Below are 18,136 nucleotides of genomic sequence, written 5' to 3'. Positions count from 1 at the left end.
CGCGATTCAGGTCAGGCCGAGTCGAAAACGGTGGTTTCCGAGAACCGGAGCGGAGCGTACTTTTGGGTACGTGAGCACCGGAAGTGCGGGAAGCCGCCATTTGCAGGCCGGCCTGACCTGAATCTACACCGCAATCCTTGGCCTTCCCGAGGCCACCGCCACGACATGCGCCTCGATGAACATGCGCTGGGCTTCGACGGTCGAGACGCGGAATTCGGTCGCGACCTCGATCTCGGCAGTGTCGGTGCCGGCATCCCTGGCGCGCTGGGCGACGATGGTGCGGACATCGGCTTCGGCTGCCGCGATCGCCGCCGCTTCATCGAGGAAATCGCGCACGGTTTCACCCGAGGCAAGTCGAAACAGCCCTTCCTTCGGCTGGCTCACCCGCGCTTCGGCCGAAACCCTGACCTGGCCGACGACGGCGCCGAGTGCGTTGGCGACGTCGGTGTCCTCCGGCACCACGCACTCATTGCCGATCAGCGGCGGCAGGCCGGCATAGTGCAGCGGCGCTGAAGCGCCGAGGCCGATGACCGGGCGGTCGAGCGCGACGCTCAGCCGGGCAATGCCGGGGTGAGAATCGACGGCGCGCTGCACCAGCGCATGCGCCACCGTCGACGCGCCATCGAGACCGTCCTCGGCAAAGGCGGTTTCGAGGATGTATTCCGCCGACCAGCGCGTCAGCGTTACCAGCACGCGCTCCGAGATCACCTCCGGCGATGCGGCGATGGGCTGGCCACGGCCGTCGCGCTTGCGCGCGAACAGTTCTGCGCCAAGGCGAGCGGCGGCCGGATCCCAGTTCGCCTGCTTGCCCAGCACATGGGCGGCGTCCGACGGCGTGAAGCCGGCGACATGCACCAGCCCGCGCGACACCAGCCGGTTCAAGGTCGCATTCTGCGCGTTGGACGTCAAAAGCCTGTCGACGGCAAGCGGGACGGCCCCAATCGCCTCGTAGAGCCGCGCTTCGGCGCCGGTCAGTCCGGCGGCAAGCCGGTCCGGCACACCGGTGCGCACCGCAAAGCGGCCGTCCATGCGGCCGGGATTGGGCGCCCGCAATTGCCGTTCGAGTTCCGCGGTGACGGCGGCGCCATGGGCCATCCCCGCCAGCGCCAAGGGCACCAGGCGGCGGGGCCCGAGCAGGATTTTCGGGTTGAGCGCGCCATCCTCCAGCGCCACTTCGGAATCGCCGCCGAGGCCGAAGGTGCGCATGGCGACGGCCTCGACCATGGTGCGGAAGCCGCCGACGGTGGCGCCTTCCGGGTCGAGCCGCGGCCGGCCCTTGTCGAGCACGGCGACATCGGTGGTGGTGCCGCCGATGTCGGAGACCATGGCATTGTCGAGCCCGGTCATGTGGCGGGCGCCGACCAGGCTGGCGGCGGGGCCGGACAGGATGGTCTCGATCGGCCGCTGGCGGGCAAACGCCGCCGACACCAGCGCACCGTCGCCGCGCACCACCATCAGGGGTGCGGCGATGTTGCGTTGTTCCAGAAAGCCTTCGGTTGCCGCCACCAGCCGGTCGATCATCGAGATCAGCCGGGCGTTTAGCAGCGTCGTCAGCGCCCGGCGCGGGCCGCCGAGCTTGGCCGACAGCTCGTGGCTTGATGTGACCGGCAGGCCGGTCTTTTCGCGGATCAGCTCGCGGGTGGCGATCTCGTGCGCCGGATTGCGGGTGGCGAAATAAGCGCAAACGGCAAAGCCGGAGACCGACACGCCGAGTTCCGGCAGCGCTGCCTCGAGCCCCGACAGGTCGAGCTTGGCCGCATTGCCATGCACGTCGTGGCCGCCGGGGCAGAACACCACCGGGTCCGTGCCGAGTGCAGCCTTCAGCCCGTCACGGGCGAGGTCGGCCTCCGAAAAGCCGATCATCACCAACGCCACGCGGCCGCCCTGGCCCTCGACCAGCGCGTTGGTGGCAAGGGTCGTCGACATCGAGACCAGCTTGATCGCGGTCGGATCGGTGCCGGCCTTCTGCAGCACCGCATCGACCGCGCCGGAAATGCCGACTGCCAGGTCATGCCGCGTGGTCAGCGCCTTGGCCTTGGCCAGCACCTTGCCCTTGTTCGGCCCCTCTTGCTTACCTTCCGTTTCAGACCACAGCACGGCGTCGGTGTAGGTGCCGCCGGTGTCGATCCCGAGGAACAGCGGCTTTGGCTTGGTCTTGGCGGTCATTTCTTATGGTGGTCCGGCTGGGTAAATTTTGTTTCCCTGCCCTTAGCCGATACGGAGCGGCCGATAAAGACGCGAGCGCTGGGCCACGGTGGAGTTCGATCTCCCCCGACAAGGGGGATTGGCAGTTCCGCCAAGGTTTCGAGATTCAGGTCAGGCCGAGCCGAAAATGCTAGCTTCCGAGAACCGGAGCGGAGCGTACTTTTCGTACGTGAGCACCGCAGGAAACCGTCGTTTGCAGGCCGGCCTCACCTGAATATCGACACCTTAGCCCACAAACCCAACCTTCTTGTGTGTACCATCGCAAAACGGCTTGTTGGCCGAGTGGCCGCAGCGGCACAGGAACGCGACTGTCGTGCGGTCGACGGTGTGGCCGGTGCCGGTGACGATCTCCATATTGCCCTCGAGCTTGAGCGGGCCGTTTTTCGTCGGAGTGACCTTGAGCGGACCGTCGCGCTTTTCCAGCGCCGGCGTGTCCTTCAGCGGCGACTCGCCGGTGGCGGTGAAACCTGATTTGTTGTGGCTGCCGTCGCAGAACGGCTTGTTTTCCGAAGCGCCGCAGCGGCAGAGCGTGGCGCGATAGAACGTCTCGCCGTCGAGCACGATCTCGGCATGCACGGCCAGCGGACCGTTTTCCCGCAAGCGCACAGTGTTGACCACCGGCGGCTGTTCCTGCGGGCCGCCGTCCTTCCTGATGTAGGTGATGGCGCCAGAGGGGCAGCTTTCGGCGATAGCGACGATCTTCTCGACGCTGGCCGCCTCGGGATGGATCCACTGCCCCGGCGCGTTGGGCACGAAAACATGCGGATCGCCGAGCACGCAGTTGCGCGAATGAATGCAGCGCTTGCCGGAGAACCCTACGTCGATCTTGTCGCTTTCGACCATACCAGCCATGGCTACGCTCCTGTTGCCTGAAGCGCGTCGCATCCAGACGGACAGACGCGGCGCGCTTTGGGTATTTGTGCAGGCAATGTTTTAACGCAATTCCCGTCGGAACCGCTTCACACTTTTCCTGGAATTGCTCTACGGCTCCAGCAGGAAAACCGTCAAGCTGGCAAACCGGTCAGGGGACCAGATCGATTTCCTCGGTCTCGCCGCCGCTGCAGGTATAGCAGCAGTCCTCGCATTTTTCCTTGTTGCCGGGGCCGACGCCCCAATAGGTCTCTTCGTCGCCGTCGACCCAGGCGCCGTAACAGATCGATTCCCCTTCGTTGCAGGATATGGGCAAGGACTTGGTCTCACCGTCATTGAGGTAGAAATCCTGGTTGTTGCCCGGCCAGACATAGTCGCGGTCCTGGCTGTAAAGCTCGAGGCGCATGGCATTGGGATGGCTGTTCTTGATGGCAAAGGTAACGTCACCGGCATGTGCCGACGGCACGACCAGCATGACGAGAGACAGCGCGGCCAGCGTGCGGCGCGCATAGGCATGAAACATGGTAACCCCCTGGAAAGACACGGCCTACCCGGCCGCGGGGCGACCATGGCACGCCGTGCGCGGCCGCTAAAGGGACGATTGCAACAATTCCGGACTGATTTTGGGGATATCGGAACTAAGGTACCAGATCGATCGTCTCGGTCGTGTGTTCCACGCAGATGAAGCAGCAGGTGTCGCAGGGCTGGTCGTTGTCCGGACCGACGCCGGCGGAGATGCTGTCGTTGCCGTTAACCCAGGCGCCGTAGCAGATGTGTTCGCCCTGATTGCAGGAGAGCGGCACCGATTTTTGCGAGGCGGGGTCGATCAGGAATACCTGATCGCTGCCCGGCCAGACCGTTTCGCGGTCGCGGCTAAACAGCTCGACCGCAACCGCTTCCTTGCGCAGGTTCTTGACGAAAAAGGCCATCTCGGCAGCCTCGGCCGAGGTGGTGAAGACCAAAGCAGCAAATGCAGCCATGCGAAACAGCGTCACGGTCTCGATCTCCCGAATCATGGCGCCAGAATCGCATGCCTGCCGGGAACTAGAAAGACGCAGGGTGCTCCGCCGCGATCTGCCGCCCCAGCCTCGTCACTTGACGCACCAGAAGGTCGAGATCCTCGCGCCGGGTGCGGTGGTTGGTGATCGCCACCCGCAGCCAGTGCTGGCCATGTACGGTGGTGTCGGAGAGTGCTGCAATGCCCTCTTCCTGCAGCCGCAGCATGATTTCGGTGTTGAGCGCCTTCGGCGCCTCACCGGCGAGCCCCGGCTGATAGCGGAAGCAGACGATGTTGATGGTCGGCAATGCTGCCAACTCCAGCTCCGGCTCGGCCTCGATCAGCCCGGCGAGGTAACCCGCCTGCGCTATGTTCTGGTCGATCAGGCGTCCGAACTTGTCGGCTCCATGCTCCTTCAGCGCCATCCACACCTTGAGCGCGCGAAAACCGCGCGACGTCTGCAGGCCGTAGTCGTGCAGCCATTCGCCGGAGGCGAGACCGCGCGGGGTCGATTCCAGGTATTCCGGCGTCACCGCGAAGGTCTTGCGATGTGCGACGGCGTCCCTGACCAGGGCGCAGCCGACCTCGAATGGCGCGTGCAGCCATTTGTGCGGATCGAGCGCGACCGAATCGGCCCATTCGATGCCGGCGACGCGATGGGCATTTTCGGGTGCAATGGCGATCAGCGCGCCGATGCAGCCGTCGACATGGAACCAGAGGTCTTCCTCATGCGCCAGTTTGGCTAGCGCCCGCAGATCATCGATCGCCCCGGTGTTGACCGTGCCGGCCGTGCCGATGACGCAGGCCGGCTTGAATCCGGCCGCGCGGTCCTCGGCGATCGCTGCGCGCAAGGCAGCGATATCCATGCGCAGGCCGGCATCGGTCGGGATGCGGCGCAGCGCCCGGTTGCCGAGGCCGAGCGCTTCCATCGCCTTGCGGTGGCAGGAGTGGATCTGGTCCGAGCCGTAGAAGCGCAACGGCTTCTCGATGGCGGCAACGCCATGCTCGCGCACGTCGATGCCGGCCTTGACGTTGCGCGCCACGGTCAGCCCGATGATGTTGGCCATCGAGCCGCCGCTGACCAGCGTGCCGCCGGCGGAAGCCGGAAAACCCAGCATCTGCTTGCACCAGTTGACCACCTGGCTGTCCATCAGCCCGGCGGCGTGGTTGCCGCCGCCGAGATTGGAACCCTGGATTGCCGCCAAAAAATCGCCGAGCGCGCCAGCAAAATTGCTCGACCCCATGTACCAGGACCAGAAGCGCGGATGGATGTTGCCCATCGGATAGGACATCACGGTCCGGGAGACCTCGTCATAGACAGCGGCAAGGGGCGACGGCGATCGCGGCAGGGGTGCCGCGAAGACATCTCTCACATCCGCCGGCATCTCCCGCCATACCGGGCGGTCGCGCACGTCGCGCAGGTAATCGACCGCATCGTCGATGACCTGGTGCGACAGGGCCTGCACATCGGCCCAGTCCCGGGGGTCAAGCGTTTCCTCGGTCACGCCAAGGGTTTCTTGCGCCATGTCCATGATGGGTCTCCGTCAAGCCGCCGGGAACTGGCAGCCGGGCGTCGAGCGCGACAGGGCGATCTCGTCGGCATCCATCTCGGCCTCGATGCCGTCGAACAGCGGCGTCGACATGTAGCGTTCGCCGGTGTCGGGCAGCATGCACAGGATGACCGCGCCGGCCGGTGCCCGTTCGGCGACCTGCCGCGCCACCGCGAAGGTTGCGCCGCCGGAAATGCCGGTGAAGATGCCTTCCTGACGTGCCAGCGCCTTGGCCCATTTGATGCCCTCGGGCCCGGCAACCGGCATCACCTCGTCATAGAGGCTGGCGTCGATCGCTTCCTGCAGCACGTTGGGGATGAAGTCCGGCGTCCAGCCCTGGATCGGGTGCGGCTCGAAGGCCGGGTGGGTGGCGGCGGGAGCGCCGTCGGCAGCGCGCTGCTGCGCCTTGCCGCTGCCGATGAGCTGCGCGTTGGCCGGCTCGGAGAGCACGATGCGTGTCTCCGGCCGTTCCCGCCGCAGCACGCGCGCCACGCCGACGACAGTACCGCCGGTGCCATAGCCGGTGACGAAGCCGTCGAGCCGCGAACCGGCAAAATCATTGATGATCTCGCGCGCCGTGGTCGCCTCGTGGATGGCGGCATTTGCCGCCGTCTCGAACTGGCGGGCGAGGAACCAGCCATTGGCCTCGGCCAGTTCCACCGCCTTCTTGTACATGCCAAAACCCTTCTCGGCGCGCGGCGTCAGCACCACCTTGGCGCCCAGCATGCGCATCAGTTTGCGGCGCTCGACGGAAAAACTGTCGGCCATGGTGACGACCAGCGGATAGCCCTTCTGCGCACAGACCATGGCCAGCCCGATGCCGGTGTTGCCGCTGGTCGCCTCGACCACCGTCTGGCCTGGCTTCAGCGCGCCGCTGCGCTCGCCCGCCTCGATGATGTTGAGCGCCAGGCGGTCCTTCACCGAGGCGCCCGGATTGAAGAACTCAGCCTTCACATAGATCGTTGCATGGGCCGGCGAGAGATTGTTGATACGCACCACCGGCGTGTCGCCGACAGTGTCGAGAATGCTGTCGAACAGGCGTCCGCGCCCGGCGGTGGTCCTGATTTTCTGCTTCTGCAACATCTTTTGATCTCCTCGATCGTTTGCCATCACAAGCCGGTTACAAACCGGCGGGTTGGGCGGCGAGGTTTCGAGACCTGGCCGCGCTAGGACAGACATGCCGGCATTGCGGCAATGGCGGCATCCGGCACGGAAATACGCCGCCGGATGCGCTTTGTCGGTTTCGGTGATACAGCAAGGGCCGACAGGCCAGCGTGGGAGCAGGCGTGGAAACGCACGTGGAATCCACTCGAACGAGACTGGACGGCCAAGCGACCGGCCTGTCTGTGCGCCTGCTTGGAACGCTGACGATCTCCCGCAACGGCGTTGCGGTGGCGCTGCCGGCCTCACGCAAGCTGCGCGCGCTGTTTGCCTATCTGGCGCTGGCGCCGCACGCCGTCGGCCGCAGTCGCCTGTGCGAGCTGTTGTGGGACGTGCCCAACGACCCCCGCGGCGAGCTGCGCTGGTGCCTCAGCAAACTGCGCGGCGCGCTCGACGAGCCGGATCGGCGCCGCGTCTCCACGCAAGGCGACACGGTCGCGCTTGACCTCAATGATTGCCTGGTCGATGCGCTGGAGGTCAGCCGCGCTGCGGAGCAAGGGATCGGCACCCTCGACGCGGAGCGGCTAGGGGCGCTGGCCAAACTGTTTGCCGGCGATTTCCTCGACGGGCTGGAGCTCGAACGCAGCCCGCATTTCAACAGTTGGCTGGTCGCCCAACGCCGCCGTTTTCACTCATGCCAAGTCGCCGTACTGGAGCATCTTGTTGCAAACCATCAGGCTGACACTCCGGATGTGTCCGCGCATCTCGACAAATGGGTCGAGCTGGCGCCGTTCGACACGCGCGCGCATCTGGCGTTGCTGGCCAATCTGGCGGAACGCGGTGAGATCGGCGCGGCCGAGCAGCATCTGGCGGCGGCAGAACAGTTATTTCAGTCGGAGGCGATCGATTTCGGACCGGTCAATGCCGCCTGGCGGGCGATGCGTGAGCAACGGCCAGCCGTCTTGCAGCTGCCGGCCGGCCTGTCCGCGGTATCGCAATTGGTCGCCTCACCCGGCCATACGGGCCCGGTCGAGCCGAGCCATGCTTCGCTCGCCGTCATGCCGTTTGTCGAGGAAACCGGCGGCGCACGCGGCGGGCTTGCCGACGGTTTTACCCACGACATCATCACCCGCCTGGCGAAGCTCAGGGATTTCTTCGTAATCGCGCGCGGATCGGTGTTTGCGCTGGCCGAGAAGAACATCGCACCCGAGGATGCCGGCCGCCGGCTGAATGTCGACTATGTCGCCACCGGCACGGTGCGCAGCCCGCCCGGCCGCCTCATTGTCAGCGTCGAACTCATCGAGGTGCGCACGGCCAGGATCGTCTGGGCCGAGACGTTCGAGCGCCGGTCCGACGACATCTTCGGCTTGCTCGACGATATCGGCAACAGCATCGTCTCGTCGATATCGGCCGAGATCGAAACGGTCGAGCGCAACCGCGCCATGCTCAAGGCGCCCAATTCGCTCAACGCCTGGGAGGCCTATCACCGCGGCCTCTGGCACATGTACCGCTTCACCCAGGTCGAAAACGAGCAGGCGAGGCATTTCTTCGACATGGCCCTGCGGCTCGATCCGACCTTTGCCCGCGCCTATGCCGGGCTGTCCTTCACTCATTGGCAGAACGCCTTCCAGCGCTGGGGCGACCGCGACCGGGAAAGCGCGCTGGCCTTCGAGAGCGCCGGCCACAGCCTGCTGGTCGACGACCACAATCCGGCCGCGCACTGGGCGATGGGCCGGGCGCTGTGGCTGCGCGGCGAACAGGACGGTTCGCTGCTCGAACTGGAACGGGCGGTGGACCTCAGCCCCAACTTCGCGCTTGGCCATTACGCGCTGTCCTTCGTCCACTCGCAGTCGGGCGACCCGCAGGCGGCGATCGGCTCGTCCGACCATTCGCGCCATCTCAGCCCGTTCGACCCGCTGCTGTTCGGCATGCTGGGGGCGCGGGCGATGGCGCATGTCCGGCTCGGCCAGTTCGAGGAGGCGGCCGAATGGGCGCTGAAGGCAGCGGCACGACCCAACGCTCACGCCATCATCCTGGCGATCGCCGCACACTGCCTGGCGCTGGCGGGCCGGCTTGACGAGGCGCAGGGCTTTGCCGCCGCCATCCGCAAGACCTTGCCGAACTATTCAAGCGACGATTTCATCGGCACCTTCCGCTTCGATCCGGATGCCGCGGCACTGTTCCGGCAAGGCGCTAGACGCCTCGGGCTGGGCTGAAGCCGGGGATCATGGCCCGGAACTTCGCCTCAATTCCGCCGGGTTAACGAAGTCGGAAGGAGTTGCTTAACCGTTCCCGGCTATGTCACGCCCGGGGGGTCTGACAAAGTGAGTATGATGAGCAACAGCCCCGACAAGCGCAACGAATGGCGCGCCATCTTCTACGTGCAAGCCCGCGTTGCCATCCTGTTCGTGCCGGTTGTGGTCAGCCTGCTGATCATAGCCGCGCTTGCCGGCAACGAACGCAAATCCGTTCCCAGCACGATCGACCCGACCGTAACAGGCTCCGTGCGATAAGGCGGCGGTCGTCAGCTCTTCGGGCCGGCCGACAACGAGGAAGGGCCAGGCGCGTGGCGCGCGCTATCGGCGCGTTGCCATTTGGCGCTAAAGTCGCCCCATGGCACTGAAGGAATGGGCACGGACAATCAAGCGCGACGTGCATGCGCTCTACCTCGCCGCGCGCGATCCCCGAACGCCATGGTATGCCAAGGCGCTTGCCGTGTGTGTCGCGGGCTACGCCTTATCCCCAATCGACCTGATACCCGATTTCATCCCGGTGATTGGCTACCTCGACGATGCGATCCTAGTCCCCTTGGGCATCCTTGCTGTGGTCAAGATAATCCCGCCTGAGGTGATGGCGGAACACAGGGAGGCCGCCGCCCTTGCCGTTGACAGGCCCGTGAGCCGCAGCGCCGCGGTAATCATCGCCTGTATCTGGGTTGCTTCGGTCGCGCTGGCGGGATGGCTGGGGTATCGATATTTCGCTGGCAGATTTTGAGGTCGAGCCTTGGTTGGAACTGTTCACCGGTCTATCAAACAGAGCTGCCCCTAAAGAATTTTGGTCACCAGTTTGTCCAGGCGGGAGTTCTCGCGGTAAACCAGCCTGACCACGACCGCACCCAGGACGCCAGTGATGGCCCCACCGACAACGTCGGTCAGGTAGTGCGTCCCGATATAGATCCTTGACCAGCAGATCAGCAATGCCATCACAAGAAGCGCAATCGTCCGGCGCGGAAGGCCTTGCATCGCGAAGGCCGCAACAATCGCAACGGCAGCCGTCGCGTGATCGGACGGGAATGACCAGTCGGCGCTGGGCGCAACCAACAGATGCGTCACGCCTGCGTCGTAGGGCCGTAGCCGATGCACGAACAGAAGAATGAACTGGTTGATTGCAAGACCCAGCAGGAACGCCAGGCCGGCCGACACCGCCGCGTGACGAACATGATGGCGGTCAACCTTAGCCCACCATTGCAGGACCACGGCCAGCACCATGAGGGGAACGCCGATTTGTGAGACGCCGATCAGTGCTTTATCAAGAACAGGGCTGATACCGGCCGCGGCGCTTATCCAGCGCGTTAAAGCAGCATCCATTTGGCGTCGGTTTCCATGATTGATCGTGAGGTGAATTTTTGAAGGCCGTCGATGAACGCCGCATCCATCAGATTTTCGAAGTCGGCGTCTGGCTAAAGGGGGCCCATGCCCTGATCGAATGCCTCGGCGGCATTCTGCTTTATCTCGTCACCACCGATGCCATCGTCTCCTGGGTCAATGCCTTCACCCAAGATGAACTGATCGAAGATCCGAATGATTTCATAGCCGGCCATCTGTCGCAGGCGGCAAGCCATTTTTCAATCGCCAGCAAGGAATTCTACGCTTTCTACCTGCTCAGCCACGGCCTGATAAAGCTGCTGCTGGTTGTCGGGCTCTTGCGGGGCAAGCTTTGGTCGTATCCGGCTTCGCTCGTCGCATTGGGCGCATTCATGGTCTATCAGATCTACCGCTACTCATACACTCATTCGGTCGGCCTGCTCGTCCTCACCGTCTTCGATGCGGTCGTCATGGTGTTGATCTGGCACGAGTGGAAAGTCGTGCGACAGCACCGGCCGGCGTGACAGCCGGACTGCCGGCCTGGCCCCGTTGTAGAGGCCCGATCGCGACGGGCGCCTGTTTTGCCGGGAACCCCGTGCACCGCCGAACATTGTGTTCCAGGACAGCAACCGGAGGACATGATGACCAGAGCCCTCGACGTCAACGACAACACCGCGCCAAATTCGGACAGGCCACCGCAACCAAAGACCGGCGACGCCCCGAAGAAAAAGAAGGTTGAAGGAATAGCCTTCCAGGTGAACGAGAACAGCGTGGACAACCAGGAGCCCGCCTCTGCATCGCCAAAGCGAGGTTGAGCGCGAAATCCGGTCCTCTGACGATCAGGCAAGAGCCCGGGAAAACCGGGCTTTTTTCCTTTGGGGCTCCAGCCCCTATGCGCCCGGCGCTGGCTCAATAGAATCGCGGGATCGGACCGTTCTGCGGCGTGGTGCGGTCGCCGAGGTCGAGAAAGGCCTCGTCGATGTAACACCAGCCCCAGCCTTCCGGCGGATCATAGCCCTCGATGATCGGATGACGGGTGGCGTGAAAATGCTTGGTGGCGTGACGGTTGGGCGAGTCGTCGCAGCAGCCGACATGGCCGCAGGTGCGGCATAGCCGCAGGTGCACCCATTGCGAACCGCTCTTCAGGCATTCCTCGCAGCCGAGCGCGCTCGGCGTCACGTCCTTGATCTCAGCCGCATGTCTGCATTCATCCGCCATCACACTCTCCCGATCAATTGAGGCGCGACGGCGTGGCTGCCGTCTTGCGCTAGATAGGCGTGCAACGCCGCCACCACCTGGGCACCCTCGCCGACGGCCGCCGCGACGCGCTTGACCGAGCCGGCGCGGACGTCGCCGATGGCAAACACCCCGCTGCGGCTCGTCTCCATCACCCCATGCGCCGATCCCAGGTCGGATCCGGTGCGCACGAAACCGTTGGCATCCAGCGCCACGTTGCAGTGCGCCAGCCAGTCCGTATTCGGGTCGGCGCCGATGAACAGGAAGAGATGGCGGATCGGGCGCGTCGTTTCCACGCCGCTGGCGCGGTTGCGCCACCGCACGGTGGCAAGATTGCCTTCGTCGCCTTCCAGCGCTTGGACCTCGGTCCCGGTCAGCACCTCGATGTTCGGCTGCGCCTTGATGCGCTCGACCAGATAGCGCGACATGCTGGCATCGAGGCTGCCGCCGCGCGCCAGCAGCGCCACCTTGTGCACGTGGCTGGCCAGGTAGACAGCCGCCTGTCCGGCCGAATTGCCGGCACCGACCAGCGCCACCTCCTGGCCCTGGCAAAGCCGCGCCTCGATCGGCGAGGCCCAATAGTGCACACACGTCCCCTCGAACCGCGCCAGATTGGCGACATCGAGGCGGCGGTAGCGCGCACCGCTGGCGATCACCACGGTGCGCGTCCGCACGGTCTCGGCATCGCCGACATCAAGCGTGTAACGGGCACCGTCGGTCCCAGCGCTCAGCAGCTTCGCCTCGTCGGGTATCACCATTTCAACGCCGAATTTCTGCGCCTGGTTGTAGGCGCGCGCCATCAGCGCCATGCCCGAAATGCCGGTCGGAAAACCGAGATAGTTCTCGATGCGCGAGGAGGCGCCGGCCTGCCCACCGAAGGCCCGGCAATCGAGGACGATGGTCGACAGACCTTCGGACGCCGCATAAACGGCCGCCGCCAGCCCCGCCGGTCCGGCGCCGACTATGGCGACGTCGTATAATTTGTCGGCATCGATCGGCCGCAGCAGGCCGATGCAGCGGGCGAGGTCCTTCTCGCCGGGATTGAGCAGCAGCCGGCCGCTGGGACACAGCACGATCGGCAGATGGTGGAGGTCGACATCGAAGCGCTCGACCAGGGTTTTGGCGCAGGGGTCGCTGTCGGAATCGAGCACGCGGTGCGGCTGGCCGCTGCGGGCCAGGAATCCCTGCAGCCGCAAGACGTCGGCATTGTTGACGGGTCCGATGATGATCGGCCCGCTGGTTGCGCTTTCCAGCAGCCCGACACGGCGCAGGATCAGCGCCCGCATGATGCGCTCGCCGAGATTGGCCTCCTGCACCATCAGGTCGCGCAGCCTCTGCGAGGCTATGACGAACGCCTTCACCGGCTCGGCGGCCCGCGCATCCACCAGCGAGGGGCGGGCCGAAAGCTGGGCCAGTTCGCCGACAAAGCTGCCCGGACCATGCGTCACGATCGTTTCGCGCCGGCCGAGCCCGCCGTCCTGGATAATGTCGACCCTACCCGACAGGACGACGATCAGGCCGGGCGCCACATCGCCGGCCGTGACGATGTACTCGCCGGTGGCGTAGGCGCTGGCCTCGCCGAACCGGCGCATGCGATCGATGTCGGCTTCAGCCAAGGTGGGAAACGCCTGATCGCGACGGGCGCCGAAGATCGGGTTGGTGGTCGATTGAGACATGGTTTCGACCGTACCGAACCGGCGGCACAGTTTGAAGCGGTTTGTTCAGCGCCTAGCCGGGAGGAGAGGCTGGCGGCAAAGAAAAAGCCCGGACGAACCGGGCTTTTTCTTTGGGTTTCTGAACCGTCGAATGGTTCGAAACGGGAATTTGGTGCCCAGAAGAGGACTCGAACCTCCACTCCTTGCGGAACACGGACCTGAACCGTGCGCGTCTACCAATTCCGCCATCTGGGCTGGTGCGGGCTCATGTAAGCGGGCAAGCGATGTGTGTCAACGCGCTTTTTTCAAAGCATGATCCCGAAAATTTTCGGAAGAGATCATGCCCAATCAAGAAAGGCTCGCTGCTTGCCGGCTCAGCTCTCCAGCACTTCCTTGGAAGCCACCGTGGAATCGGCGTTGAGCGTGTAGATGACCGGCACGCCGGTGCCGAGTTCCAGCTTGACGATCTCCTCACCGGACTTGCCGTCCAGCGCCATGATCAGCGCGCGCAGCGAGTTGCCATGCGCGGCGACCAGCACGGTGCCGCCGCGCAGCACGTGCGGCTGCAAATCGTGCAGGTAGTAGGGCCAGACGCGCGCGCCGGTGTCCTTCAGGCTTTCGCCGGCGGGCGGCGGCACGTCGTAGGAGCGGCGCCAGACATGCACCTGCCCCTCGCCCCATTTCTTGCGGGCATCGTCCTTGTTGAGGCCGGAGAGGTCGCCATAGTCGCGCTCGTTGAGGGCCTGGTCGCGGATGGTCGTCAGATCGCTCTGGCCGACGGCGTCGAGAATGTGCTGGCAGGTTTTTTGCGCCCGGACCAGCGCCGAGGTGAAGGCGATGTCGAATTTCAGGCCGCGCGCCTTGAGTTTTTGGCCGGCGGCCTTGGCCTCGGCGTGGCCCAGCTCGGTCAGGTCGACATCGCGCCAGCCGGTGAACAGGTTCTTCAGGTTCCATTCGCTCTGGCCGTGGCGCACGAGCACGAGGGTTCTCGACATGTTTGCTCCTTCAAATTGCCAGATAGGCAGGTTGGCAGACTGGCCGCTCAGCTGAGGCCGAGCACGTCCCGCATCGAATACAGTCCCGGCTTGCGGCTGCGCGCCCATAGCGCCGCCTTGACGGCGCCGCGGGCGAAGATGGCGCGGTCCTCGGCGTGGTGGGACAGGGTGATGCGCTCGCCGGTGCCGGCCAAAATCACGCTGTGGTCGCCGACCACCGAGCCGCCGCGCAGCGAGGCAAAGCCGATCGAGCCGGTCTTGCGTACGCCGGTGTGCCCGTCGCGGACGCGCACATCGTTGCCGGCGAGCGCGATGCCGCGCCCGGCGGCGGCGGCCTCGCCGAGAAGCAGCGCCGTGCCCGACGGTGCGTCGACCTTGTGCTTGTGGTGCATTTCGAGGATCTCGATGTCGAAATCGTCGGCGTCGAGCGCTCGTGCCGCCTGTTCGACCAGCACCGCCAGAAGATTGACGCCGAGGCTCATATTGCCCGACTTGACGATCGTCGCGTGGCGCGCCGCCGCCGCGATCTTGGCGTCATCGGCGGCCGAGCAGCCCGTGGTGCCGATGACATGGGCGATGCGCGCCTGCGCCGCGTAGCCGGCGAATTCGACGCTCGAGGCCGGCGTGGTGAAATCGAGCACACCGTCGGCCTTGGCGAAGACCGGCAGCGGATCGTCGCCGATCGGCACGTCGATGCGGCCGACGCCGGCAAGTTCGCCGGCATCCTTGCCCAGATAGGGTGAGCCGGCACGCTCGACGGCGCCGATCACGCGGACGCCGGGAATGGTGTGGATGGCGCGGATCAGCGTCTGCCCCATGCGGCCGGCAGCACCCACCACGACCAGGCCCATATCGCTCATGAAGGTCTCCCGACCGCCTTTTTCGCGCGGCTGCGCGGCGACGGAGTTTGGATTGGCTTGGCGTCGTCGACAAGCCCCAGCCCCTTTTTGCCCTGTACCCGGTGGAAGCGGGCATAGACGCTGTGCGGATCGGCCATCAGCGAGGCATGCGTTCCCTGTTCGACAAGATGGCCCTGTTCAAGCACGATGATGTGGTCGGCATTGACCACCGTCGACAGCCGGTGTGCGATGACGATGGTGGTGCGCCCTTCCATGACCTGGATCAGCGCTTCCTGGACCCGCGCCTCGGCCTCGTTGTCGAGCGCCGAAGTCGCCTCGTCGAGCAGAAGGATCGGCGCCTGCCGCACGATGGCGCGGGCGATCGACACGCGCTGGCGCTGGCCGCCCGACAAGGTCACGCCGTTTTCGCCGACGGGCGTGTCGTAGCCCTGCGGCTGCTGGCGGATGAAGCCGTCGGCCTCGGCCTGCAGCGCGGCCTGTTCGATTTCGGCGTTGGTGGCATTCAACCGGCCATAGCGGATGTTGTCGCGGATGGTGCCTTCGAACAGATAGGGCTGCTGCGAGACATAGGCGATGGAGCTACGCAGCGAGTGCTTTGTGACCTTGGAAATGTCCTGGCCGTCGATCTCGATCGTTCCCGCCTCGACGTCGTAGAAGCGCTGCAGCAGCGCCACCAGCGTCGTCTTGCCGGCGCCGGAGGCGCCGACGATGGCGGTCATCTTGCCGGCTGCGGCGACGAAGCTGAGGTCCTGCAGCACCGGCGCCTCCTCGACGTAGCGGAAGGACACGTTGTTGAAGCGCACTTCGCCGGTGGTGAACCTGGCCTCGGCGGCTCCCGGCCTGTCGCCTTGCTGCGGCTCGAGATCGAGAAGTTCGTAGATCATGCGCGCATTGACCAGCGCGCGTTCCATGCCGACTTGCATGCGCGCCAGCCGCCGTGCCGGATCATAGGCGAGCAACAGCGCGGTGATGAAGGAAAAGACCGCACCCGGCGGCTGTCCAAGAACGATCGCCCGGTAGCCGGAATAGGCGATGACACCGGTGACGGCAAGACCGGCCAGCATGTCGGAGATCGGCGCCAGCCGTTCCGAGACGCGGGCGATCTTGTTTCCCCGCTGCTCGGCGCTGTCGGCGAGCGCGCCGATGCGGCGCGACAGCTCCTCTTCCATGGTGAAGGCCTTGACGATGGCAATGCCTTGCGTGGCCTCCTGCACGGCGCCGATCAGCCGCGAATTGATCTGCACCGATTCGCGGGTGATGCGGCGCACCCGGCGCATCAGATAGGTGACAGTCCAGATCAGCGGCGGTCCGATCAGCAGGGAGCTCAGGGAGAGAACGGGATCCTGGTAGATCATGACCCCAAGAAGGCCGAGCAACGTCACGCCATCGCGCGCGATCGACGTGAGCGTCATCGACAGGAGGTCGCGGATGCCGTTGACGTTCTCGTTCATCTGGGCAGCCAGCCGGCCCGAACGCGTGTCGCTGAAAAAGCCGACGCCGAGCTTCATCAGATGGTCGAAGAGGCGTTTCTGGTAGCGCGCCACCAGATTGTTGCCGACCTTGGCCAGCGTCACCGCCTGGCCGTAACCGGCGAAACCGCGCACGAGGAAGGCCGCCATGATGGCGGCACAAATCCACACGATCAGGTCGCCGCGTCGTTCATAGAATATCGAGTTGACGACGGGGCTCATGACCCAAGCGGTGAAGGCGGTTGTCGCGGACACCGCGATCAGGCAGGCAGCGGCAAAAGCATAGGACCAACGGTAATCACGGCCGTTTTCAGCGATAATGCGGCGGAGCACCGCCGTGACCGCACGGGGCGTGACTTTCGGCTTGTTGGGTATCTGAAATGTCAAATCGGAGCGCTTCACAGGTTCCTGCTTCCCGTGGCCGGGTTGCGATTCGGCACTTCTCTTAGCGCCAAGGGGCCGGCTTGCCTATGCCTTGGGGTGACTAACTTCGTCGCGCCAGCGGCGGTCCGCGGTCTGGACCCCGAACAGCGACGGGTTTCTGGCATAGGCGGCAAGGCCCAAAAGCGCTGCCAGCGGGTGGGTGATCACATAGACCGGCATGGTGCGCATCAGCGCGCTGTGCGGCGCCTTGTCCTCGAAGGCGGCACGGAAATTGCCGGCCTTCAGTGCCGGCACGATCTTCTGCGCGATGCCGCCGGTGAGGAACACGCCGCCGCGGCTCATGAACACCAGCGCAAGATCGCCGGCGGTGCGCCCGAGGCAGGTGACGAAGGTCTCCACCGCCTCTTCGGCAACCGGATCGGTCTTGGCCAGTGCCGCGGCGGTGACTTCCGCCGGCGTGGTGAAGGGGGCAGGCTTGCCGTCCGCCTTGGCCACCGCCCGGTAGACGTTGACGAGGCCGCGTCCGCACAGGATCTGCTCGCCCGAAATGCGGCCCTCGAGCTTCTCGATATGCGGGAAAACCTCGAAATCGCGCGGCGTGCGCGGGCCGATGTCCATATGGCCGCCTTCGCCAGGCACCGGTATCCAGTGGCGAAGCGCATAGACCAGCCCGGCAACGCCGAGCCCGGTTCCGGGGCCGAGCACGACGCGCCCGGCATTTGGCTCCGGCGTGCCGCCGCCGATCTTTTCCATGTGCTCCTCGCCGAGCGCGACGACGGCCAGCGCCTGCGCCTCGAAATCATTGAGCACGACGATGTCGCTCAAGCCGAGGCTGGCGAACATCTGCCTGGGCTTGACGATCCACGGGCAGTTGGTGAGCTCGATCTCGTCGCCGTCGACCGGGCCGGCCACCGCCAGCACCGCCGAATTGGGGCGGACCGACGAGCGGTCGAGCACGGCCGCCTGGATCGCCTCGTCGATGGTGTTGTAATTGGCGGTCTGGACGATGGTCGGCTCGCCGGCCTCGGAGTTGGCGTCGAGCACGATCGAGAAGCGCGCATTGGTGCCGCCAATGTCGCCGATCAGGATCGGAAACCGCAACAAAGTATCGTCATCGCCCGTGCTTGGCATGCTCTCGTCCGTCCCCGGCGCCCACGACGGCGTAGCGCCGTTCTCCCGTTGACTAGCGCATGAGTTTGAAAAGGGAAACGGTTTTCGAGGCCGCTGTCA

Annotated in this window: 18 protein-coding genes and 1 tRNA gene; 5 read left to right on the top strand and 14 right to left on the bottom strand. The window is 65.1% G+C overall.

Annotated features, from left to right (window positions below; all coding sequences use genetic code 11):
* Positions 1-123 precede the first annotated feature (123 nt).
* The 6 genes from AC1D0I_RS02155 to AC1D0I_RS02130 all read right to left on the bottom strand — a co-directional run bounded on the left by AC1D0I_RS02155 (position 124) and on the right by AC1D0I_RS02130 (position 6,705).
* Positions 124-2,166: a hydantoinase/oxoprolinase N-terminal domain-containing protein gene (locus AC1D0I_RS02155; RefSeq protein WP_477392772.1), complete on the bottom strand. Its 2,043-nt coding sequence runs from the start codon at positions 2,164-2,166 to the stop codon at positions 124-126.
* A 264-nt stretch (positions 2,167-2,430) separates the two neighbouring features.
* Complete coding sequence (locus AC1D0I_RS02150; protein ID WP_477392770.1) at positions 2,431-3,057, bottom strand: CDGSH iron-sulfur domain-containing protein; 627 nt, start codon at positions 3,055-3,057, stop codon at positions 2,431-2,433.
* A gap of 169 nt (positions 3,058-3,226) precedes the next feature.
* A complete protein-coding gene (locus tag AC1D0I_RS02145) occupies positions 3,227-3,598 on the bottom strand; it encodes a hypothetical protein (RefSeq protein WP_095083724.1) in 372 nt (123 codons plus the stop codon).
* Between the two features lie 115 nt (positions 3,599-3,713).
* Complete coding sequence (locus AC1D0I_RS02140) at positions 3,714-4,070, bottom strand: hypothetical protein (RefSeq protein WP_477224876.1); 357 nt, start codon at positions 4,068-4,070, stop codon at positions 3,714-3,716.
* A 49-nt stretch (positions 4,071-4,119) separates the two neighbouring features.
* Entirely contained in the window at positions 4,120-5,604 is a 1,485-nt protein-coding gene (locus AC1D0I_RS02135) for a pyridoxal phosphate-dependent decarboxylase family protein (RefSeq protein WP_477224875.1), read from the bottom strand.
* Between the two features lie 12 nt (positions 5,605-5,616).
* Complete coding sequence (locus tag AC1D0I_RS02130) at positions 5,617-6,705, bottom strand: PLP-dependent cysteine synthase family protein (RefSeq protein WP_477392768.1); 1,089 nt, start codon at positions 6,703-6,705, stop codon at positions 5,617-5,619.
* 215 nt (positions 6,706-6,920) lie between these two features.
* Between AC1D0I_RS02130 and AC1D0I_RS02125 the strand changes: the two genes are divergently transcribed.
* From AC1D0I_RS02125 to AC1D0I_RS02115, 3 genes are all read left to right on the top strand, one after another.
* The gene (locus AC1D0I_RS02125; protein ID WP_477392766.1) at positions 6,921-8,939 is read left to right on the top strand and encodes a transcriptional regulator; all 2,019 of its coding nucleotides are present in this window, start codon (positions 6,921-6,923) and stop codon (positions 8,937-8,939) included.
* Positions 8,940-9,056: 117 nt separating this feature from the next.
* Positions 9,057-9,236, top strand: a complete 180-nt coding sequence (locus AC1D0I_RS02120; RefSeq protein WP_477392764.1) for a hypothetical protein — start codon at positions 9,057-9,059, stop codon at positions 9,234-9,236.
* 100 nt (positions 9,237-9,336) lie between these two features.
* Positions 9,337-9,717, top strand: coding sequence for a YkvA family protein (locus tag AC1D0I_RS02115; protein ID WP_477392762.1), 381 nt, complete (start codon positions 9,337-9,339; stop codon positions 9,715-9,717).
* A 50-nt stretch (positions 9,718-9,767) separates the two neighbouring features.
* On the opposite strand, the gene AC1D0I_RS02110 is transcribed toward AC1D0I_RS02115, so the two are convergent.
* Positions 9,768-10,310 (bottom strand): phosphatase PAP2 family protein, encoded by a 543-nt coding sequence (locus tag AC1D0I_RS02110; protein ID WP_477392760.1) that lies wholly within the window; start codon positions 10,308-10,310, stop codon positions 9,768-9,770.
* A gap of 38 nt (positions 10,311-10,348) precedes the next feature.
* On the opposite strand from AC1D0I_RS02110, the gene AC1D0I_RS02105 reads away from it, so the two are divergent.
* Together AC1D0I_RS02105 and AC1D0I_RS02100 are read left to right on the top strand one after the other, a co-directional pair.
* Entirely contained in the window at positions 10,349-10,831 is a 483-nt protein-coding gene (locus tag AC1D0I_RS02105; protein WP_477392758.1) for a DUF2127 domain-containing protein, read from the top strand.
* A 117-nt stretch (positions 10,832-10,948) separates the two neighbouring features.
* Complete coding sequence (locus AC1D0I_RS02100; protein WP_477392756.1) at positions 10,949-11,122, top strand: hypothetical protein; 174 nt, start codon at positions 10,949-10,951, stop codon at positions 11,120-11,122.
* Between the two features lie 94 nt (positions 11,123-11,216).
* Here AC1D0I_RS02100 and AC1D0I_RS02095 read toward each other — a convergent pair whose 3' ends face one another.
* The 7 genes from AC1D0I_RS02095 to AC1D0I_RS02065 all read right to left on the bottom strand — a co-directional run bounded on the left by AC1D0I_RS02095 (position 11,217) and on the right by AC1D0I_RS02065 (position 18,037).
* Complete coding sequence (locus tag AC1D0I_RS02095) at positions 11,217-11,525, bottom strand: UBP-type zinc finger domain-containing protein (RefSeq protein WP_095083735.1); 309 nt, start codon at positions 11,523-11,525, stop codon at positions 11,217-11,219.
* Positions 11,525-13,219, bottom strand: a complete 1,695-nt coding sequence (locus tag AC1D0I_RS02090; protein ID WP_477392754.1) for an FAD-dependent oxidoreductase — start codon at positions 13,217-13,219, stop codon at positions 11,525-11,527. Before AC1D0I_RS02090 ends, AC1D0I_RS02095 begins: the two co-directional genes overlap by 1 nt.
* A 149-nt stretch (positions 13,220-13,368) precedes the next feature.
* Positions 13,369-13,453, bottom strand: a tRNA-Leu gene (locus AC1D0I_RS02085).
* A gap of 119 nt (positions 13,454-13,572) precedes the next feature.
* A complete protein-coding gene (locus AC1D0I_RS02080) occupies positions 13,573-14,193 on the bottom strand; it encodes a 2,3-bisphosphoglycerate-dependent phosphoglycerate mutase (protein ID WP_477392752.1) in 621 nt (206 codons plus the stop codon).
* Positions 14,194-14,240: 47 nt separating this feature from the next.
* Entirely contained in the window at positions 14,241-15,053 is an 813-nt protein-coding gene (gene dapB / locus AC1D0I_RS02075; protein ID WP_477392750.1) for a 4-hydroxy-tetrahydrodipicolinate reductase, read from the bottom strand.
* Complete coding sequence (locus AC1D0I_RS02070; protein ID WP_477392748.1) at positions 15,050-16,909, bottom strand: ABC transporter ATP-binding protein; 1,860 nt, start codon at positions 16,907-16,909, stop codon at positions 15,050-15,052. The genes dapB and AC1D0I_RS02070 overlap by 4 nt, the downstream gene beginning before the upstream one ends.
* 81 nt (positions 16,910-16,990) lie before the next feature.
* Positions 16,991-18,037, bottom strand: a complete 1,047-nt coding sequence (locus AC1D0I_RS02065; RefSeq protein ID WP_477224867.1) for a glucokinase — start codon at positions 18,035-18,037, stop codon at positions 16,991-16,993.
* Positions 18,038-18,136: the final 99 nt, after the last annotated feature.

The organism is Mesorhizobium sp. P2_D1, from assembly GCF_056404455.1.
This window is presented reverse-complemented; position numbering and strand designations above follow the sequence as displayed.